Source organism: Herbaspirillum sp. Her2 (assembly GCF_057961375.1).
Map to the genome: position 1 here is coordinate 5379210 of NZ_CM176331.1, position 14449 is coordinate 5393658.

General features: G+C 53.2%; 17 protein-coding genes and 1 tRNA gene. 6 read left to right on the forward strand and 12 right to left on the reverse strand.

Annotated elements, in window-relative coordinates; translation table 11 throughout:
* The first annotated feature begins 30 nt into the window (after positions 1-30).
* From ACWHXP_RS24475 to ACWHXP_RS24485, 3 genes are all read left to right on the forward strand, one after another.
* Positions 31-642: a glutathione S-transferase N-terminal domain-containing protein gene (locus ACWHXP_RS24475; protein WP_017453790.1), complete on the forward strand. Its 612-nt coding sequence runs from the start codon at positions 31-33 to the stop codon at positions 640-642.
* Between the two features lie 121 nt (positions 643-763).
* Positions 764-1252 carry a ClpXP protease specificity-enhancing factor gene (locus ACWHXP_RS24480; RefSeq protein WP_039783873.1) on the forward strand — a complete coding sequence of 163 codons (489 nt, stop codon included), beginning with the start codon at positions 764-766 and terminating at the stop codon, positions 1250-1252.
* A gap of 25 nt (positions 1253-1277) precedes the next feature.
* A tRNA-Thr gene (locus tag ACWHXP_RS24485) sits at positions 1278-1353 on the forward strand.
* A gap of 414 nt (positions 1354-1767) precedes the next feature.
* Here ACWHXP_RS24485 and ACWHXP_RS24490 read toward each other — a convergent pair.
* The 9 genes from ACWHXP_RS24490 to ACWHXP_RS24530 all read right to left on the reverse strand — a co-directional run bounded on the left by ACWHXP_RS24490 (position 1768) and on the right by ACWHXP_RS24530 (position 7328).
* Positions 1768-2853 (reverse strand): tyrosine-type recombinase/integrase, encoded by a 1086-nt coding sequence (locus ACWHXP_RS24490; protein WP_489634846.1) that lies wholly within the window; start codon positions 2851-2853, stop codon positions 1768-1770.
* Position 2854: 1 nt separating this feature from the next.
* Complete coding sequence (locus ACWHXP_RS24495) at positions 2855-3097, reverse strand: DUF4224 domain-containing protein (protein WP_489634845.1); 243 nt, start codon at positions 3095-3097, stop codon at positions 2855-2857.
* A complete protein-coding gene (locus ACWHXP_RS24500; RefSeq protein ID WP_489635826.1) occupies positions 3094-3432 on the reverse strand; it encodes a hypothetical protein in 339 nt (112 codons plus the stop codon). The genes ACWHXP_RS24495 and ACWHXP_RS24500 overlap by 4 nt, the downstream gene beginning before the upstream one ends.
* A gap of 132 nt (positions 3433-3564) precedes the next feature.
* Entirely contained in the window at positions 3565-5685 is a 2121-nt protein-coding gene (locus ACWHXP_RS24505) for a replication endonuclease (RefSeq protein ID WP_489637754.1), read from the reverse strand.
* Positions 5686-6116: 431 nt separating this feature from the next.
* The gene (locus tag ACWHXP_RS24510; protein WP_058896481.1) at positions 6117-6338 is read right to left on the reverse strand and encodes a hypothetical protein; all 222 of its coding nucleotides are present in this window, start codon (positions 6336-6338) and stop codon (positions 6117-6119) included.
* 103 nt (positions 6339-6441) lie between these two features.
* Entirely contained in the window at positions 6442-6687 is a 246-nt protein-coding gene (locus ACWHXP_RS24515; protein ID WP_006465440.1) for an Ogr/Delta-like zinc finger protein, read from the reverse strand.
* Positions 6678-6878: a hypothetical protein gene (locus tag ACWHXP_RS24520; RefSeq protein WP_489634844.1), complete on the reverse strand. Its 201-nt coding sequence runs from the start codon at positions 6876-6878 to the stop codon at positions 6678-6680. Before ACWHXP_RS24520 ends, ACWHXP_RS24515 begins: the two co-directional genes overlap by 10 nt.
* Positions 6871-7113 carry a hypothetical protein gene (locus ACWHXP_RS24525; RefSeq protein WP_006461600.1) on the reverse strand — a complete coding sequence of 81 codons (243 nt, stop codon included), beginning with the start codon at positions 7111-7113 and terminating at the stop codon, positions 6871-6873. Before ACWHXP_RS24525 ends, ACWHXP_RS24520 begins: the two co-directional genes overlap by 8 nt.
* A gap of 14 nt (positions 7114-7127) precedes the next feature.
* On the reverse strand, positions 7128-7328 hold the full coding sequence (locus ACWHXP_RS24530; protein ID WP_489634843.1) for a hypothetical protein: 201 nt from the start codon (positions 7326-7328) through the stop codon (positions 7128-7130).
* Between the two features lie 85 nt (positions 7329-7413).
* Here ACWHXP_RS24530 and ACWHXP_RS24535 point away from each other — a divergent pair, with 85 nt between their 5' ends.
* Both ACWHXP_RS24535 and ACWHXP_RS24540 read left to right on the forward strand, forming a co-directional pair.
* A complete protein-coding gene (locus ACWHXP_RS24535; RefSeq protein ID WP_489635825.1) occupies positions 7414-7857 on the forward strand; it encodes a helix-turn-helix domain-containing protein in 444 nt (147 codons plus the stop codon).
* 88 nt (positions 7858-7945) lie between these two features.
* Positions 7946-8473 carry a hypothetical protein gene (locus ACWHXP_RS24540; RefSeq protein ID WP_489634842.1) on the forward strand — a complete coding sequence of 176 codons (528 nt, stop codon included), beginning with the start codon at positions 7946-7948 and terminating at the stop codon, positions 8471-8473.
* 121 nt (positions 8474-8594) lie between these two features.
* On the opposite strand, the gene ACWHXP_RS24545 is transcribed toward ACWHXP_RS24540, so the two are convergent.
* Positions 8595-8807 carry a hypothetical protein gene (locus ACWHXP_RS24545; protein WP_489634841.1) on the reverse strand — a complete coding sequence of 71 codons (213 nt, stop codon included), beginning with the start codon at positions 8805-8807 and terminating at the stop codon, positions 8595-8597.
* Between the two features lie 1194 nt (positions 8808-10001).
* Here ACWHXP_RS24545 and ACWHXP_RS24550 point away from each other — a divergent pair.
* Positions 10002-12428, forward strand: a complete 2427-nt coding sequence (locus ACWHXP_RS24550) for a bifunctional diguanylate cyclase/phosphodiesterase (protein ID WP_489634840.1) — start codon at positions 10002-10004, stop codon at positions 12426-12428.
* A gap of 666 nt (positions 12429-13094) precedes the next feature.
* On the opposite strand, the gene ACWHXP_RS24555 is transcribed toward ACWHXP_RS24550, so the two are convergent.
* Together ACWHXP_RS24555 and ACWHXP_RS24560 are read right to left on the reverse strand one after the other, a co-directional pair.
* Complete coding sequence (locus tag ACWHXP_RS24555; protein ID WP_489634839.1) at positions 13095-13655, reverse strand: TIGR00725 family protein; 561 nt, start codon at positions 13653-13655, stop codon at positions 13095-13097.
* Complete coding sequence (locus tag ACWHXP_RS24560; protein ID WP_489634838.1) at positions 13624-14427, reverse strand: ABC transporter permease; 804 nt, start codon at positions 14425-14427, stop codon at positions 13624-13626. The genes ACWHXP_RS24555 and ACWHXP_RS24560 overlap by 32 nt, the downstream gene beginning before the upstream one ends.
* Positions 14428-14449 lie beyond the last annotated feature (22 nt).

Consider the following 14449-nt stretch of genomic DNA (forward strand, 5'->3'; position numbering starts at 1 on the left):
CCCCCCTTTTGTTTTTAGGGCTCTGAAAAAATGATGGTTCTCTACTCGGGCACGACCTGCCCATTTTCGCAACGTTGCCGCCTTGTCCTGTTCGAAAAGGGCATGGATTTCGAGATCCGCGACGTTGACCTCTTCAACAAGCCGGAAGACATTTCGGTCATGAACCCGTATGGCCAGGTGCCGATTCTGGTTGAACGCGACCTGGTCCTGTATGAATCGAACATCATCAATGAATACATCGATGAGCGCTTCCCGCATCCACAGCTGATGCCGGCTGACCCGCTGATGCGTGCGCGTGCGCGCCTGATGCTGTTCAACTTCGAGAAGGAACTGTTCGTTCACGTGCACACCCTGGAAAATGAAAAGTCCAAGGCTGCCGAGAAGAACCAGGAAAAGGCCCGCCACGAGATCCGTGACCGCCTGACCCAACTGGCACCGCTGTTCCTGAAGAACAAGTACATGCTGGGCGACGAGTTCTCCATGCTGGACGTGGCCCTGGCCCCGTTGCTGTGGCGTCTGGATCACTATGGCATCGAGCTCTCCAAGACAGCGGCACCGCTGATGAAGTATGCCGAGCGCATCTTCTCGCGTCCTGCCTACATCGAAGCACTGACCCCGTCCGAAAAGGTCATGCGCCGTTAAGCTGTTCCGGCTGCACTGCCGCCCTGGGCGGCGGTGCAGTTCACAGAAGTTCATATTGCTTTCCACCCCGGCCTTGCCGGCAGATGCGGTTTTTACCGTCGCATCGCAGACCACACCAGTCATGCCAGAAGTCTCCACCAAGCCTTATCTGCTGCGCGCCATCTATGAGTGGTGCACCGACAATGGCTACACGCCGCACATTGCCGTGGTCGTCGACAGCAGCACCCGCGTGCCGATGCAATTCGTCAAGAATGGCGAAATCGTCCTCAACATCAGCTTCGAGGCCACCAGCGGCTTGAAGATGGAGAACGACAACATTCACTTCAGCGCCCGCTTTGGTGGTGTTTCGCGCGACATCCTGATCCCTGTGGAAAACGTGATCGCCATCTACGCCCGTGAAAACGGCCAGGGCATGGCGTTTGAAGCGCCTGCGCCGGCCACGGCCGACGAGGTGCAACCGGCTCCTGAGCAGGAAAGCAGTGCGCCTGTGCTGTCCTCGGTACCTGTTTCCGAACCCGAAAAGAAGCCGGCTGAAAGCAGCGACAAGGGCGATGATGATCCGGAACCACCGAAAAAGGGCGGCCGTCCTGTACTGACACGCATCAAGTAGGCTATAATCGCCGGCTGAAGTTTTTGCTGGCTTAGCTCATCTGGTAGAGCACCTGACTTGTAATCAGGGGGTGGCGGGTTCAAGTCCTGCAGCCAGCACCAATACCGAAGCGGCTCACAGCGATGTGAGCCGTTTTTTTTTGCTTCGCAATTCTGTTTTTGCTTCGCAATCATCCTACCTAGCTAATTTTGTCTAAAATAACTCGCATTCTTAAAGCACGTTATCACATGGGGGGATGATGTTCGAATGTCAATTTGTTCTCGAAGACCCGAGCTTCCAACGATATGAACGCAAGGAACTGCGATTAAGTGTGCATTCGGTCCCAAGACAAGGTGACAGAGTTACTTTCCCGACAGTGGATGAGTTGGAAGGGCGGCTGTATGCGGTTGACGGTGTTTTGCATGGCTTCGCTACATTGGAAAGTGGTGAGCAGCTACATCTGATTACTGTTCACTTAAAGCGTCTTATGGTGCCTCTCGGCTCCTAACATTCGCACCAGCTTAGCGGGAGTTGCGCTACTCCGTCGGCATGACCTTTCGACCGCGGCGTTTTCGGACGTAAGTTTCGGTCATGGTAACGCTGGTATGACCGAGTTGCTGCTGAGCTTGTCGAATATCACTAGTGTTGTCCGTCTTGTCTGTCGCGGCTTTCGCACGTAGATCCCGAAACTGAAAGTCATCACCTTCAATGCCGGCAGCGGCCCGCGCCGCGTCAAAGCGAAAGCGAAGTGCGTATTTGCCAAGCGGCTGACCTTCTTCGTTCACCAAAAGTCGAGTCGATACGACAACGCCCGAAATTGCACGTTTCCTGGCCTTAATGTGGTCAATTAGCAACGCAAGTTTTCCTTCGATGGCAATACGAAGCTTGTGACCAGTCTTGTTTTGGCGAACCTCGATGTTTCCCTCACGCAGATGGGTCTCGTCGATCTTTAGTAGGTCGGCTGGCCGGCCACCGGTCAGATAGGCGAGGTCCATGGCTTCCCTTGTCGGTATATCTGCTTGCTGCCACACGGCTTGGAAGACCTCGTCGTAGACATAGGTCTCCCTCCCGAATTCACGAAAGGATTTGATTCCTGTGCAGGGATTCGGGAGATCAGTTAGACCTTCGGCTCGCGCCGCATTCCATATGTGCGAGATTAATGACTTCTCTCGATTGGCAGCGACGCGCCCTTCGTGCCCCTCGATTTGTAGTCCTTTCTTGCGCATGGCTTCTTGCGTACGCTGAACGCGCCACGACATGAATTGCTTGATGTGGATGGGTTTTATCTCGGCTAGAGGTGCCGGCGGGTTGTTGAAGAATTCGAGCAGAGTTTCAATCTGTCGCAGTTTCTCTTCCCTTGTCTTAAGGGCATTTTCGACCAGGTATTTTTTCTGATAGATCTCGCAGGCGTAGCGAAAAGTGACGATGCTTGTGACAGCAATAGGCGGGGCAGCCTCCAGCTCTGCCCACTTACGAACGGCCTCCACATAGTTCGAACCAAGCGAGAGTTCTTTGCGCGTCTCGCCGCCGAGTTCGTAATAGTAGTAGATGGCTCCGCTTCGCTGGACACGGGCGCGCATTCCTTTTGGTAGGTTCGAGTTCTTGGAAGGTCTGCGTCCCATTTCATGTCCTTATTGCTGCTGGTTGCCACATCTGCTTAGGTGCATCAGTTGAACGGCGGGATTCTACGGCCGACACCAACACAACCGGTTGTCCACGTGCATTCGAGATGAACGGTATGCCGGCCTCGCGTAGGAAGGCTGCTTGGAGCTGATGCTTGGATCTCTTTACGCCCGCGCGGGTGGAGCCGCGGCGAATGCCGGTGAGAATATCCAAGCTCTCACTGTCGAGAAACAGATTACTCATGACTGTGGCTTCCTCTTCGCAATTTCACCACGCAGACTGCCGCTGTAGTCGCCCAGGCAAAGGCATTTGGTTTCTCGGTTCGAGGTATTGCGGCGCAGAGTTCCGGCATCATCGCAAGTGATGATGTCCGCTAGCGGCACGCCACGGAACAGACCGGCTGGTTCGTTATCCAGCTCTACCCATGCAAATCTCTCGCCATTACCCAGGTGCTGGCGAATGACTGAAACATAGCCAGCCAGCACCCCGTCATCGGGCGTGTTGAACGTGATGCGGTCCAGGGGCTGCGGCGGCAGCATGACGAAATCACGCTGTTTCGGCTGCTTGGCGAAATACATGGCGGCGTAGCCTGTGGCGCGGTAAGACACGGCGTGGGTGGTGGTTGCGGGTGCGTTCACTTTTGGTTCTCCTGAATGGCCGTAACGGAGCACACACCAAAACGATCGACGGCAGCGGCGATCACGTCGCAGCTATGAGCTGCGATGGCGGTGTAGGAATGGCGTGCGCTGGCAGTGCGCACGACGACACGAAACGCGGTCATGGGGCGTTCCCTTTTCGTTGGGTTGGGGGGCAATCGGAAGTTCGCTGACATCGAGCCGGCCGGCGCGCCAGTCGGCCGCCTGGCGCGGTGTGGTACGACGTGGGGACTTATCCGGCACCGGCACCATGCGCGGCCAGGGGCAGGCCCCGATGGCCTCCCATGAGGCCAGCGCGCGGCCCTGTTCATCGGCCGTCATAGCCGGTGCTGGCCACGCTGGCCTGTCATCGACAGCCGGCCGGGGCCAGGGGCATGCGCCCAGGGCAAGCCAGGCATGATCGATCTGCGCAACCTGATCGGGCGTGAACATGACCGGCACCGGTGCTGCCTTCGGCGCGAAGGACGCATCAGCCGCAAAGTCAGGCCCGGCGGGCTGCGTACAGTTATTTACACGAGTCCAAGGGAACCCCGAGCCCGCCGTAGCGCGGGCGTCGTGCCCTTGAACTGGCGTCCATGTGTGACGAACGGATTTAAAAACCACACCGACCATCTGACGGCACTGGACGCCATAGGGCATGACCCGCTCGCATTCTTCATAGCGGCCGGTTACAGTCTTGGTCTCCTTCGCGAGCGTGACCATCAGATCGTCTCGCTTCACCAGCGCGCCGCCCTGCGCACGCAGATAATTTGCCCAGCACGCACGCTTCTCGCCCTCGACCTTTTGTACGGCATCCCATGCGGCGGCCATGGCCGGAGGAGCCTGTTTGATCATGTCTGCCGGCACGCGGCGCAGCTCGCGCCAGACGCTCACCGGTGCGCCACCCCATTGCTGGAACTGGCGAATACCCCAGCGAGCCGCCCAGGCTTCCACACGGGCCGAGGGCGTCAGCTCACGGTCCCCCGCCATATCAGTAGTGATGAGGTAACCTTCTTTGGTCTTGTGGTCCGCCACGCCATCGATATTCTTGGCCACGTACTTGGCGATATAGCCAGCAGCACTGCCTTTCGCCCAATCAATGCGTTTCACGTCCAGGCGGCGCTTGAATGCCCCCGGTTCGCCGCGATCCACGCGCCAGGCATATCGCTTCATGACGCGGATAGCGCGGCTGGCCACGTCCTTGACGTGCGGCGTGGTGTAGTCCGGCAGCGCGCGCACGAACACCAGCATGTGCCAGTGCGGGCAACCATCGTGATGCGGCTCAGCAATCCGAAAACCGTACAGGCCGATGCCGCGACGGGCCAGCGCTGAGCGCGCCAACGCAGTCATCTTTCCCAGGTATTTATTGGCTGTGCGCGGGTCCGAGCCGTCATATTTCGGATTCGGCTTGCCCGTATGCAGCGTCGCATGGAAGCGCGATGGGCATGACCAGGTGAGGAACAGGCCCTGATCGTTGCACTCCTTGGCGATGGTCTCGAAACCGTTGATACGCAGCATGAGTTCGCCGCGACGGATGGTCTTATTGGCAGTCGTCTTCTCGGCCAGCTCAGCAATACTGAATTCCTGGCCAGCCTCATTGCGCACCATCGTCGCTTCCAGCGCGGCGGCATTTCTTCTGTTTTGTGCCAGGCGAGAGAGTACGGCGTCATTACTGGTATAGGGCTCACCGTGATAGTGCACATAGCCCAAGCGGATATTGCCGCCCTCAAAGGCACGACCAACCACCTTACGCAGTTGCCTGCGCCACCAGCGCGGATCCACCACACGCGCAATGATGGCGCGCAGGTCGTCATCATCCACTTCGGGCATATCAATGCCGTAGTCACTACACTCCTGCGCGATGAGGTCACGTGCGTGGGTATCAGAAATCGCTTTCCACAAGACCTTCTTGACGTTCTCGGCGGCTTTCTCAGCCGTGGCGCAGATGTCCGCATCATCCTGCGACAGATCTACTCCGGCCGGCAAGTACTGCTCAGCGAATTCCCGGACGAATTGAACCGCAACCGGCTCAAAAATCTTGTTCCAGTGCCATACCGACATCAGTTCCAGGGCCTGGCTCACGACGCGTCCGCGCCACTTTAGCGGAATACGTGCCAGTTCTCCGGCAAACTGGTGCGACTCGACGAAAGCTCGATGGCGACGCCGTGTCTTCGCATCGACTGTTCTAGACTGCATTGAGGGCTCTTTCATACGTCGTAATGGCACGCAGCACCGCATGGCGCATGGCCAGGCGTTCAGCTTCAGTGAAGGAGTGAATAGGGCATTCCCAGCGATCCGCCGAGAGCCCCGCCAGGGCGAGGATGTGTCGGCGCACTGGCTTGGGCATCGCTGCCCAGGAATAGGCAATGCCGGATTGGAGATTGGGCCGCCTGCGATTGCGTAAGAGTGAGATGGATTTCTCTAGCTCAGCCTTAGCGGCTTCATTGCCGGGAGGCGTGGGCACCCATGCCGCGCGCTCACGCAGCAAGTCCGCAGCCGAACGGAATGACGCATGGTCCTTAATTCGTGCACCGCGCATCATTACCCCCGCACCAGCCCGAGAGCCGCCAGAAGTGAGGGGGCAAGCAACAACAACACCGCGATGCTATGAGCGATCACAGTACGCATTACCATGCCCCCATCAGACCACCGAGACGCTGCAAGCGCTGGACGAGGCGGGCGGAAATAACGTTCTTCCCTTGCCAGATCACATTCCACTGCAGTTCGTCTTGCAGTACTGCTTTGCGCAGCAGCATGCGCTGGGCGCACTGAAATTCTTTGATATCGTCGCCCATGCGAAGCCGCAGCGAGGCGAGGGCAAGCGTTGTCTGTTGCTGATCGAGAGCCATGTGAGGTTTCTTTAGGGTGAGCGAATCCCGCGTGCGCCAAACGGCGCACGACAGGTCTTAGTCAATTTGGGGTTCAGCGACCGGCTAGGCGGTCAGCAGCAAGTCAGGCCGTGCCTGTTCCTTGAGGTGCGAGGTACGCACGGGGCGAGATGGGAAGGCTCACCTCGGGATTGGGCATAGCCGACAGGGAAACGGTACGAGAAATCTCCAGCGTGGCCACGAAGGTGTGGCCGCAATCGACGTTCTGGCATCGATAGGTGATTTCCTTCATCAGCGTAGACATGGTCCGGCTTTTGGCTGCACGCACAGGGCTTTGGCAATGAGGGCACGGCAGGCTGATTACACGCATGTTGTTTTCTTTCCCTTGATGGCATAGAGTGCACGCCCCTTGCCGGTAAGACGTTTGATACCTTCTCGAACAGATTGCGCTAGAGCGAACTCAGCGGCCTGTTCAATTGTGTCGAAGCCTTCTCGCATCATGATCACTTCCAGGGCTTCGACTAACGCAGGATGGGTGAACGGCAGTTCGATATCAGGCATTGCGAGGCACTGAAAAGTGGCTCGTGAGCGCCTTGGCTTGCACGTTCTGCTCGGATAAGATCGGCATCGAATAGGATTGCGCCAGGGCGATGGCCTGATGCATCAGCAGATCATGGGCCAGCGTGGCCAGGTTCTCACCCTGGTACTGCGCGAGGGCTTTCATGATGTCGTAGTTGTCGTCGTTGACGCGCACTACGATGCGGCGATGACGAATTTTGCGGGGATCGTCGTACATAGCAGCCTCCGTGCTCAAGCCCGTTCGGCTTTGACGTCGTTGTCGTAGGCGGCCATGCCGCGCAAGATCAGCAGGCGCACGAATGAAGAGCGCGTACGCAAATCCTGGCGTGCCAGCTCAGCCAGTCGTTCTTCTTCATCAGCTTCAAGGCGGAAGGTGACGGCCACCGAAGTATCGGTGTGGGGGCGGGCTACGTGCTTGGAGAGGGTAGGCATATGGGATAATAGGTTGTACACGTCACTTAGCAATGACGTGAATATTAGTTCTCAAAAACGTACCTGTCAAACAAATATTTGCGTAATGAGTACCTTTGGTCAGAGATTAAAAGATGAACGTAAGCGCCTAGGCCTTACTCAACCGGAGTTTGCTGCCGTCGGTGGGGTGGAAAAGGGAGCGCAAATCAATTATGAGCAAGACAAGCGCTTTCCAGGCGCGGACTATCTAATTGCCGTTGCAGCGCTTGGTGTTGACACTCAGTATGTTTTACTTGGTGTTCCGGCTTCCCACGAGTTGACGGAAGACGAGTCGGAGCTTCTGGTGGGATATCGGAAGCTGGATCTTCGTGCGAAGGCTCGCGTCCTTGGCGTGATCGAAGGAGCGAGCGATACAAATACATCTGCGCCCGCTCCCAAAGGCCGAGCGAACATCACCATCCATGGCGGAGTCGGGCAACAAATTCACGGCGAGACCTTTAAAAAGGTCGTTGGTCCTCAGATTGTCAAAGCCCCGTCTAAGAAGAAATAGATTTCTAGTTTCTCGTGAACTAGAGCAGTGCGTTTGCGGTGTAAGCGGAAGGCTGTATTAAAGATCGTTTTTTGGAAATAGGGTAGGAATGGTAAGAAAAATAAATATTCGGGGGAATGTTTCTCAGCTCATCAATGGGGATGTACATAGTGTCACCGGACCGACGACCACTGAGACTCGGAATTCGAGTGAAGTAAAAGAAACAAAAAATTCACAAAAGATCACTGAATTCCAGCGGAAAAGAATCAACGTATTAGTTAAAGAATGGTCGGCAATTTCCGGCGAAAAGGAAATCGAAATTTATAAGACCTTTATGAAAGACTTTGGACTTCGATATTTCCGCGAGCTCCCGATTGAGCATTATTCAACCGTGAAAGAAACACTAGAGGAATGGATTTCGGCTAGCTCTGCTAAAGCGTGCCCTGTTGTGGTCCCAGAGGTGAAAAAAGTGGTACAAAGTAAAAGAGGGCAACATCAACCAGGATGTCCCACTTGCCTTGAAAAGGATGCATCTTTTGCTCGAGCTCAAAGGGAGCTATTGGCGCTGCGAGCGTTGGCTTTTGCGATCTCCGTGTTATGCGGGTGGCTGCTCTACAAGATGCCAACTCAACTCTAGTTTATCTGCAAACCGGTTAGTTAGAGCCTTTAAGTGTTTTTCCTTAAAGGCTCAATTCACAGTAATTACCTGAGTCCTGCTTTTTGCCAGTAATAAGTCGTGCTCAAATAATCTCGTATATCTATGAGGCTATCGCGTTGCGTAGCGCCATAACGATTGCGACGGTCTTTTCCAAAACTTCCTCCTGGGTATTTAAACCAAAGTCTTCTTTGAGTTGAACTAAGCTCTCACGCGTCGTCAGGCTAACGCGGACATTAAGTCTGCCGCCGGGCTCGGAAATGAAGCCTGGTTGTTTTTCCTTTACCTTATTCTTCGATCCTTTTGGTCTGCCCATGCGGTTCTCCTTTTAGATAGCTTACAGAAGACAAGCTGGCCTGTTTCTCTGTTGCTTGGAATAGACCGCTGCTTCATGTGTTAGTTGCCTGAGGCTGCCGAACGCCCGGCCGCTGATTGAAGAATTGCGTAACCGATGCCAGACAAGCCTGACGCAAACCAGTGCATTGTTCAAGATATCGCGTTCGCTGTATGCGTATCAGTCCAAGGCACGTGACGCCACGCCATTGGTCATGCGCATCAAGGAAATCACTGCCTTACGGAGTTGCCCGCATCTCTGGGAAATATTCCATGCATGACGCCGTCCAATTTACGGTAGAGCTCGCCCACGTCCTCTACTGTCTGTAGAAATTTCTTTAACTGACAAGTGTAAAGTATCAGGTTTCGCCCTATAGCACCTCCTTTTTGGTCCAGGTATAACTCTCAAATGACGGGAGCGAGATACCAAATGAACTCTTGAAAGAGATCGTAAAGCGCTATTTGCTGATACTTCGTGAAATCGCAAAAAAGGCCCCTCAAGGGGAAGTCGTTGGAGACCTAGTGCGAGCGCAAGTCAGAAAGTGCTTGATCGAGATGTATGCCGCAGGCACGGAGCTAGAAAATATCTGCGACATCTTTGATAACTCTGAAAATTTAGAAGGTCGTGTCTAATAGGATCCGGCGGCATTGGAGCCTAAATTCTGGCGGCTTTTGATCGCGATGAAGGTGCATACCAAATTTCTCTTTTTATAGAGAAGAGCCACAAATCACAGGGCAAATCAATTAAATTTTCTGGTGCGAGAGTTTGCTAAATTCTCCTCTATCCTTCGCGCATAGTATCAGTATGGAAAATTTTTATTTTTTGTCTTAAAAACGCTGAAAATCTCCGAATTTGAGAAGAGTGAGAGCTTTTGATGTTATAGCGCGCAAAACCTTACGAAATGTCAGGTTCCCGTTTTGGAAGAACATTAGATATGTATCATCGGAGAGGTGTTGTTTTTACAGTGCTGCTCAAATTGAAAATCGACTCACTATCTAACTGGCGACAAGCTAACGACGTAGAGCAATACCAAGATTTAAGCCAACCGATTCTTCGATCAGAGAAGTATCGAAAACCTGAGCGAACCTGGGAAATACCGGGATAACTTGAAATATAGAAAAGCTTTTAAACACTATTAGTTCTTCTCAATAACAATTTCAAAACAGTGAGTTTTTCATGATGTCCGTTATAGGATGTATGGTTTTTCAGCATAATTTCTGGCTAGTATTTTTCGCAGGCTTAATCTGCGTTGCTGGATCATGGGTTACGGCACGCCTGTTTTTGCGAAAAATGAGTGCTAGCAGGTTACAGCGAGTCGGGTGGTATTTTCTGGCAGCCATTACCGCAGGAATGACGATTTGGTGCACGCATTTCACCGCTATGCTTGGTTTTGACGTGAACGTTCCGATCAGAATAGATACATTCTTAACCGTTGCATCTCTGATAATTGCTGTTGTAGGCGCCGGCGTCGGATTTGCGGTCGCAGACAGCCTGTTTTCGCGTTTTTCGCCTGCGATCGGAGGCGGCTGGATTGGACTGACAATCGCTGCCATGCATTACACTGGCATGCTAGGTTATCGGGTGCAAGGTATTGTTTCATGGAATATCTCCTATCTAATTGTCTCAATCATTCTGTCAGTTAGCTTTTCTTCCATTGCTCTGTATGCTGCTTTGAACGCTGGCAAGCATGCCGGGAATCTGATGGCTGTAATGCTCTCGCTGGCGATCATCTCCTTACATTTCACTGGAATGGTCGCATTTCGTGTCCATCCTGTTGTTATTAATGGATCGTTTTCCAATCCCGAGGCGCTGCAAATATTCGGAGTTGCCATCGCAGGCATGGCGCTGATGATCATCGCTGTTGGCCTTATCAGCTATTTAATTGATGACGACATACGGGCAGATGCTATAGAGCGTGAGCGAGAACATAGTAGGAAGCTTCAAAGGGAACTCGAGTTTTCTAATGCCATCCTTAAAAGTCTCCCAGGTGTTTTTTATCATATAGACGTTAATGGTCGTTTTCTGCACGTGAATCAAAACCTTGTTATCGCGACTGGGTATTCTTCAGAAGAATATAAGCATCTGAATGCGCTAGATTTATTTCAGGAAGATGAACATGAAATCATCAAGAACGGAATGAAAAAAGTATTTGAAAAAGGTCAGCATCTTCTCGAGGCCCACTTTTTCACTAAGGATGGCACCAGCATCCCCTATCTTCTTACTGGGGTAAATTTTGAATATGGCGATGAGCCAAGTCTTGTTGGTATCGGCATTGACATTGCCGCCCGAAAGCGTGCCGAGCAGCGTATGCGTCAACTAGCCGAGCTTGATACGTTGACTGGCCTGGCAAACAGGAGCACCTTTAATGATCAAATCAATACCCATCTCGCGAAACCAGACAGTCGCGCAAGTTTGCTTTTTGTCGACCTTGATGGCTTCAAACTTGTTAATGACGCGCTTGGGCACAGGGTTGGAGACCTTTTGCTGCGGCAGGTAGCCGATAGACTAAGTAATCTATGCGATGGGATTGACGTCAAACTCGCGCGATTGGGCGGGGACGAATTCGTCGTGATGCTGCTAGATAATGACTCAGAAAAGGCAATGATTTTTGCTGAAAATATTATTCGTGTTTTGAGGACACCGTATGGTATTGAATACCACCGTAATATCCAAATCAACGCATCAGTCGGCATCGCCTTTGCCCCCGATCATGCTGCTGATGCGGGGAATTTATTGTCTCGCGCCGATATTGCACTCTACGCAGCAAAGGCGACGGGTAAAGGCGTTCTTAAAGTTTTTTTGCCAGAAATGGAAGTGCGATTGCACAGACGCAGATGCATAGAAGAAGCTCTGCGTTCTGCACTGGTTGATATGCGAGGACTATTCGTTTTTTATCAGTCTATTGTCGATATCAAGAGTGGTAAGGTGACGGCTCGCGAGGCACTTGTGCGTTGGTATCACGCTGAATACGGTTGGATTTCCCCCGGCGAGTTCGTACCTATTGCTGAGCAAAGCGGTCTTATTGACCGCCTTGGATTATTCGTACTTAACTGCGCCTGCCGAGACGCCCAAAATTGGGTCGATAATGCTATTGTCGCCGTAAACATTTCAGCTAGGCAGCTCGGCAAAGGCACTTTCGTGTCGAATATTCAAGCGGTTCTTGCAGCGTCTGGCCTTTCGTCTCAACGACTTGAGATTGAAGTTACTGAGACGGCTCTTCTTACTGATGAGAATAAGACTGTCATTGAACTTCGGCAGGTGCGCGATCTAGGTGTGCAAGTTGCGCTTGATGATTTCGGGACAGGTTATTCCTCGCTCGCACAAATACGCCTTTTTCCTTTTGATAAAATCAAGATTGACGGATCTTTCGTGCGCGACGCAGTGACTCATCAAAAAAGTGCCGCCGTGATTCAAGCTATCGCCGGACTAGGTCGTCGGCTTGGTGTCACTATCGTTGCTGAAGGCGTGGAGACTCAAGCACAGCTTGATTGCGTACAGAAAGAAGGCTGCACAGAAATTCAGGGATTTTTCTGTGGCCGGCCCGCACCGAGCGAACGAGATGTCGCACTAATCGATAAGTTGAATAATTCTCGGCTGTTATGACGCACTGAAAACCTGCCGACTAGATAATCCTGTACGGCGTTAGGCTAAGTGGTCCTGCGTGCTGTTATATTGAACGGCATGCATTGCAGGTTGGATTACGGGGAAGGACACTGCAACGATACGGTCAAGAGGAGCTGACGATGTGATGCTTGCTCTCATCGAATCCAGGTTGCGTCGTAACGTTCGAGGAGTTCGCCAGAATCATAGTCTGGACAGACCACAGAAATTGTTCTTGTTTTGTCATACTTGCCTTAGAGATTTCCTTGCTAACTTTACATTTTCCAAGTTAGTCAAATTGAGCGGTTTTTCCCTTCCCTTCCCGCCAGGCCGATACGATCATCAATCAATCAGACCTTCATTCTTCGCGATGGAGTAGAAACGCATTTTGAGTGTTTCAAACTTCATTTGAACATTTTTTTAAGGAGAAAATTTATGCGCAAGGCTCCCCGGATCCTGCTGACGACCTCGATACTATGCGTTTCGGCTTCCACATTCGCCGGTACTGGCAAGCTTAGTAAATTCGATCAATGCAGTCCGCGAAAATCAGATTGCTCTATTCCCTAAATAAGTAGAACGTGGTCTGTTTTTTTCATTTGAATCAGACCACGTTGATCGGCTATGAAAAAATGTAGCCAACACCAATGTTATTTTTAGCTAGTTAGTCTTTCATGCACCTGGACGCTGCTCACATAACCAATGGGCAGCCTGAAAAAGTAGCATATCCGCCTTGTCGAATTGCTTGATGCCAGGAATTTTTTCTGCGTCTTGAGTCGCGAAAACCGGCTTATTCCATTTCATTCCCAAAGCCATTTCCGAAATGGTCCCCCATCCTCCCCCAACCGCAATCAGGCAAATTGCGCTGCTCGCGATGACCGCATTACGGGCTTCGCCTAAGCCCGTGGGCAGCACCACGCTTAGATAGGCGTTGCCGGTCGCCGCATCCGAGTCGGGAAGAATCCCAATAACCAACCCACCAGCATCCCGCGCACCGTGCGCCGCTGCCTCCATCACCCCGCCCTTGCCACCGCAAATGATGGGAACACCCGCCCCCGCCAATGCACGCGCAAAACGAAACGCACTGACCTTCTGTTCGTCCGTAGCCTCGCCAGGACCAATGATCGCCACCGGCTGGCGGATCGCATTGGCACCCGCTTGCCGCTGTGCCAGCTGGGCCAGCACCTCTTGTGTTTCCTGCTTAAGTTGATTGTCGACGTCTTGCAACTGCATCACCGATTCCAATAAAAGTTGAACAGCAGACCAGCAGCACCAGCGACAGCGCCGCAGCCTCGGAAAGATCGCTACCACCGTCGCTGACCTTCTGGTACAGCTGCAGCGGAAGGATATTGATTTGCGAACCTACCATCGCCAGGGCCGTGCCATAGGTGCCCATGGCAATGGCCGCCACGACACAGCCCGACTGGATGATGGCGGGATAGACCTGCGGCAGCGCAATCTCAACAGCAGCACGTAGCGGCGAAGCACCCATGGTCCGCGCCGCATGCAAGGACCGCACGTCGAAATTGGCGAAGACCGGATAAAGCGTCAGCGCCACGCGCGGAATAAGGTAGTAGGCATACGCCAAAGCCAGACCCCACAAGGAATAGAGCAGACTGCCCGAACTGGCCGGATCAATACCAAATACTTCCAGGCTTTGCGTAACGAAGCCCGAGCGGCCGAAGGCGAGAATGAAACCATAGGCAATCACCAGGCCCGAGAACGCCAGCGGCAAGCCCAATAACATGATCATCCAGCCGCGCCGCTGTTGCGGCTGCCGTGCCAGCTGGATGGCGATCAGGCTACCCACCACCACCGACATGCCACCCGAGAGCAGGCCCAACAGGATGGTGTTGAGCAGGCCCTGCCAGAACAGCCGATCGCCAAACAGATGAGCGAAGCTGTGCCCGCCATCGCCCCAGGCCTCGGGCAGCAAGGACAATAGCGGCAGGAAGAAAAACAGGGCCAGCGCAATGCAGGCCGGCCACGATCCAAATCGTTGCATACGAAGTACTCTCCAAAAGGCC

Excerpts from the sequence above, each read along its gene's own strand:
- ACWHXP_RS24545 (WP_489634841.1), bottom strand. The coding sequence starts at position 8,807 with ATGGGCAGACCAAAAGGATCGAAGAATAAGGTAAAGGAAAAACAACCA.
- ACWHXP_RS24540 (WP_489634842.1), top strand. The coding sequence starts at position 7,946 with ATGGTAAGAAAAATAAATATTCGGGGGAATGTTTCTCAGCTCATCAAT.
- ACWHXP_RS24530 (WP_489634843.1), bottom strand. The coding sequence starts at position 7,328 with ATGCCTACCCTCTCCAAGCACGTAGCCCGCCCCCACACCGATACTTCG.
- ACWHXP_RS24515 (WP_006465440.1), bottom strand. The coding sequence starts at position 6,687 with ATGCGTGTAATCAGCCTGCCGTGCCCTCATTGCCAAAGCCCTGTGCGT.
- ACWHXP_RS24475 (WP_017453790.1), top strand. The coding sequence starts at position 31 with ATGATGGTTCTCTACTCGGGCACGACCTGCCCATTTTCGCAACGTTGC.
- ACWHXP_RS24535 (WP_489635825.1), top strand. The coding sequence starts at position 7,414 with ATGAGTACCTTTGGTCAGAGATTAAAAGATGAACGTAAGCGCCTAGGC.
- ACWHXP_RS24490 (WP_489634846.1), bottom strand. The coding sequence starts at position 2,853 with ATGGGACGCAGACCTTCCAAGAACTCGAACCTACCAAAAGGAATGCGC.
- ACWHXP_RS24495 (WP_489634845.1), bottom strand. The coding sequence starts at position 3,097 with ATGAGTAATCTGTTTCTCGACAGTGAGAGCTTGGATATTCTCACCGGC.
- ACWHXP_RS24560 (WP_489634838.1), bottom strand. The coding sequence starts at position 14,427 with ATGCAACGATTTGGATCGTGGCCGGCCTGCATTGCGCTGGCCCTGTTT.
- ACWHXP_RS24500 (WP_489635826.1), bottom strand. The coding sequence starts at position 3,432 with ATGTATTTCGCCAAGCAGCCGAAACAGCGTGATTTCGTCATGCTGCCG.
- ACWHXP_RS24550 (WP_489634840.1), top strand. The coding sequence starts at position 10,002 with ATGATGTCCGTTATAGGATGTATGGTTTTTCAGCATAATTTCTGGCTA.
- ACWHXP_RS24555 (WP_489634839.1), bottom strand. The coding sequence starts at position 13,655 with ATGCAGTTGCAAGACGTCGACAATCAACTTAAGCAGGAAACACAAGAG.
- ACWHXP_RS24505 (WP_489637754.1), bottom strand. The coding sequence starts at position 5,685 with ATGCAGTCTAGAACAGTCGATGCGAAGACACGGCGTCGCCATCGAGCT.
- ACWHXP_RS24510 (WP_058896481.1), bottom strand. The coding sequence starts at position 6,338 with ATGGCTCTCGATCAGCAACAGACAACGCTTGCCCTCGCCTCGCTGCGG.
- ACWHXP_RS24520 (WP_489634844.1), bottom strand. The coding sequence starts at position 6,878 with ATGCCTGATATCGAACTGCCGTTCACCCATCCTGCGTTAGTCGAAGCC.
- ACWHXP_RS24525 (WP_006461600.1), bottom strand. The coding sequence starts at position 7,113 with ATGTACGACGATCCCCGCAAAATTCGTCATCGCCGCATCGTAGTGCGC.
- ACWHXP_RS24480 (WP_039783873.1), top strand. The coding sequence starts at position 764 with ATGCCAGAAGTCTCCACCAAGCCTTATCTGCTGCGCGCCATCTATGAG.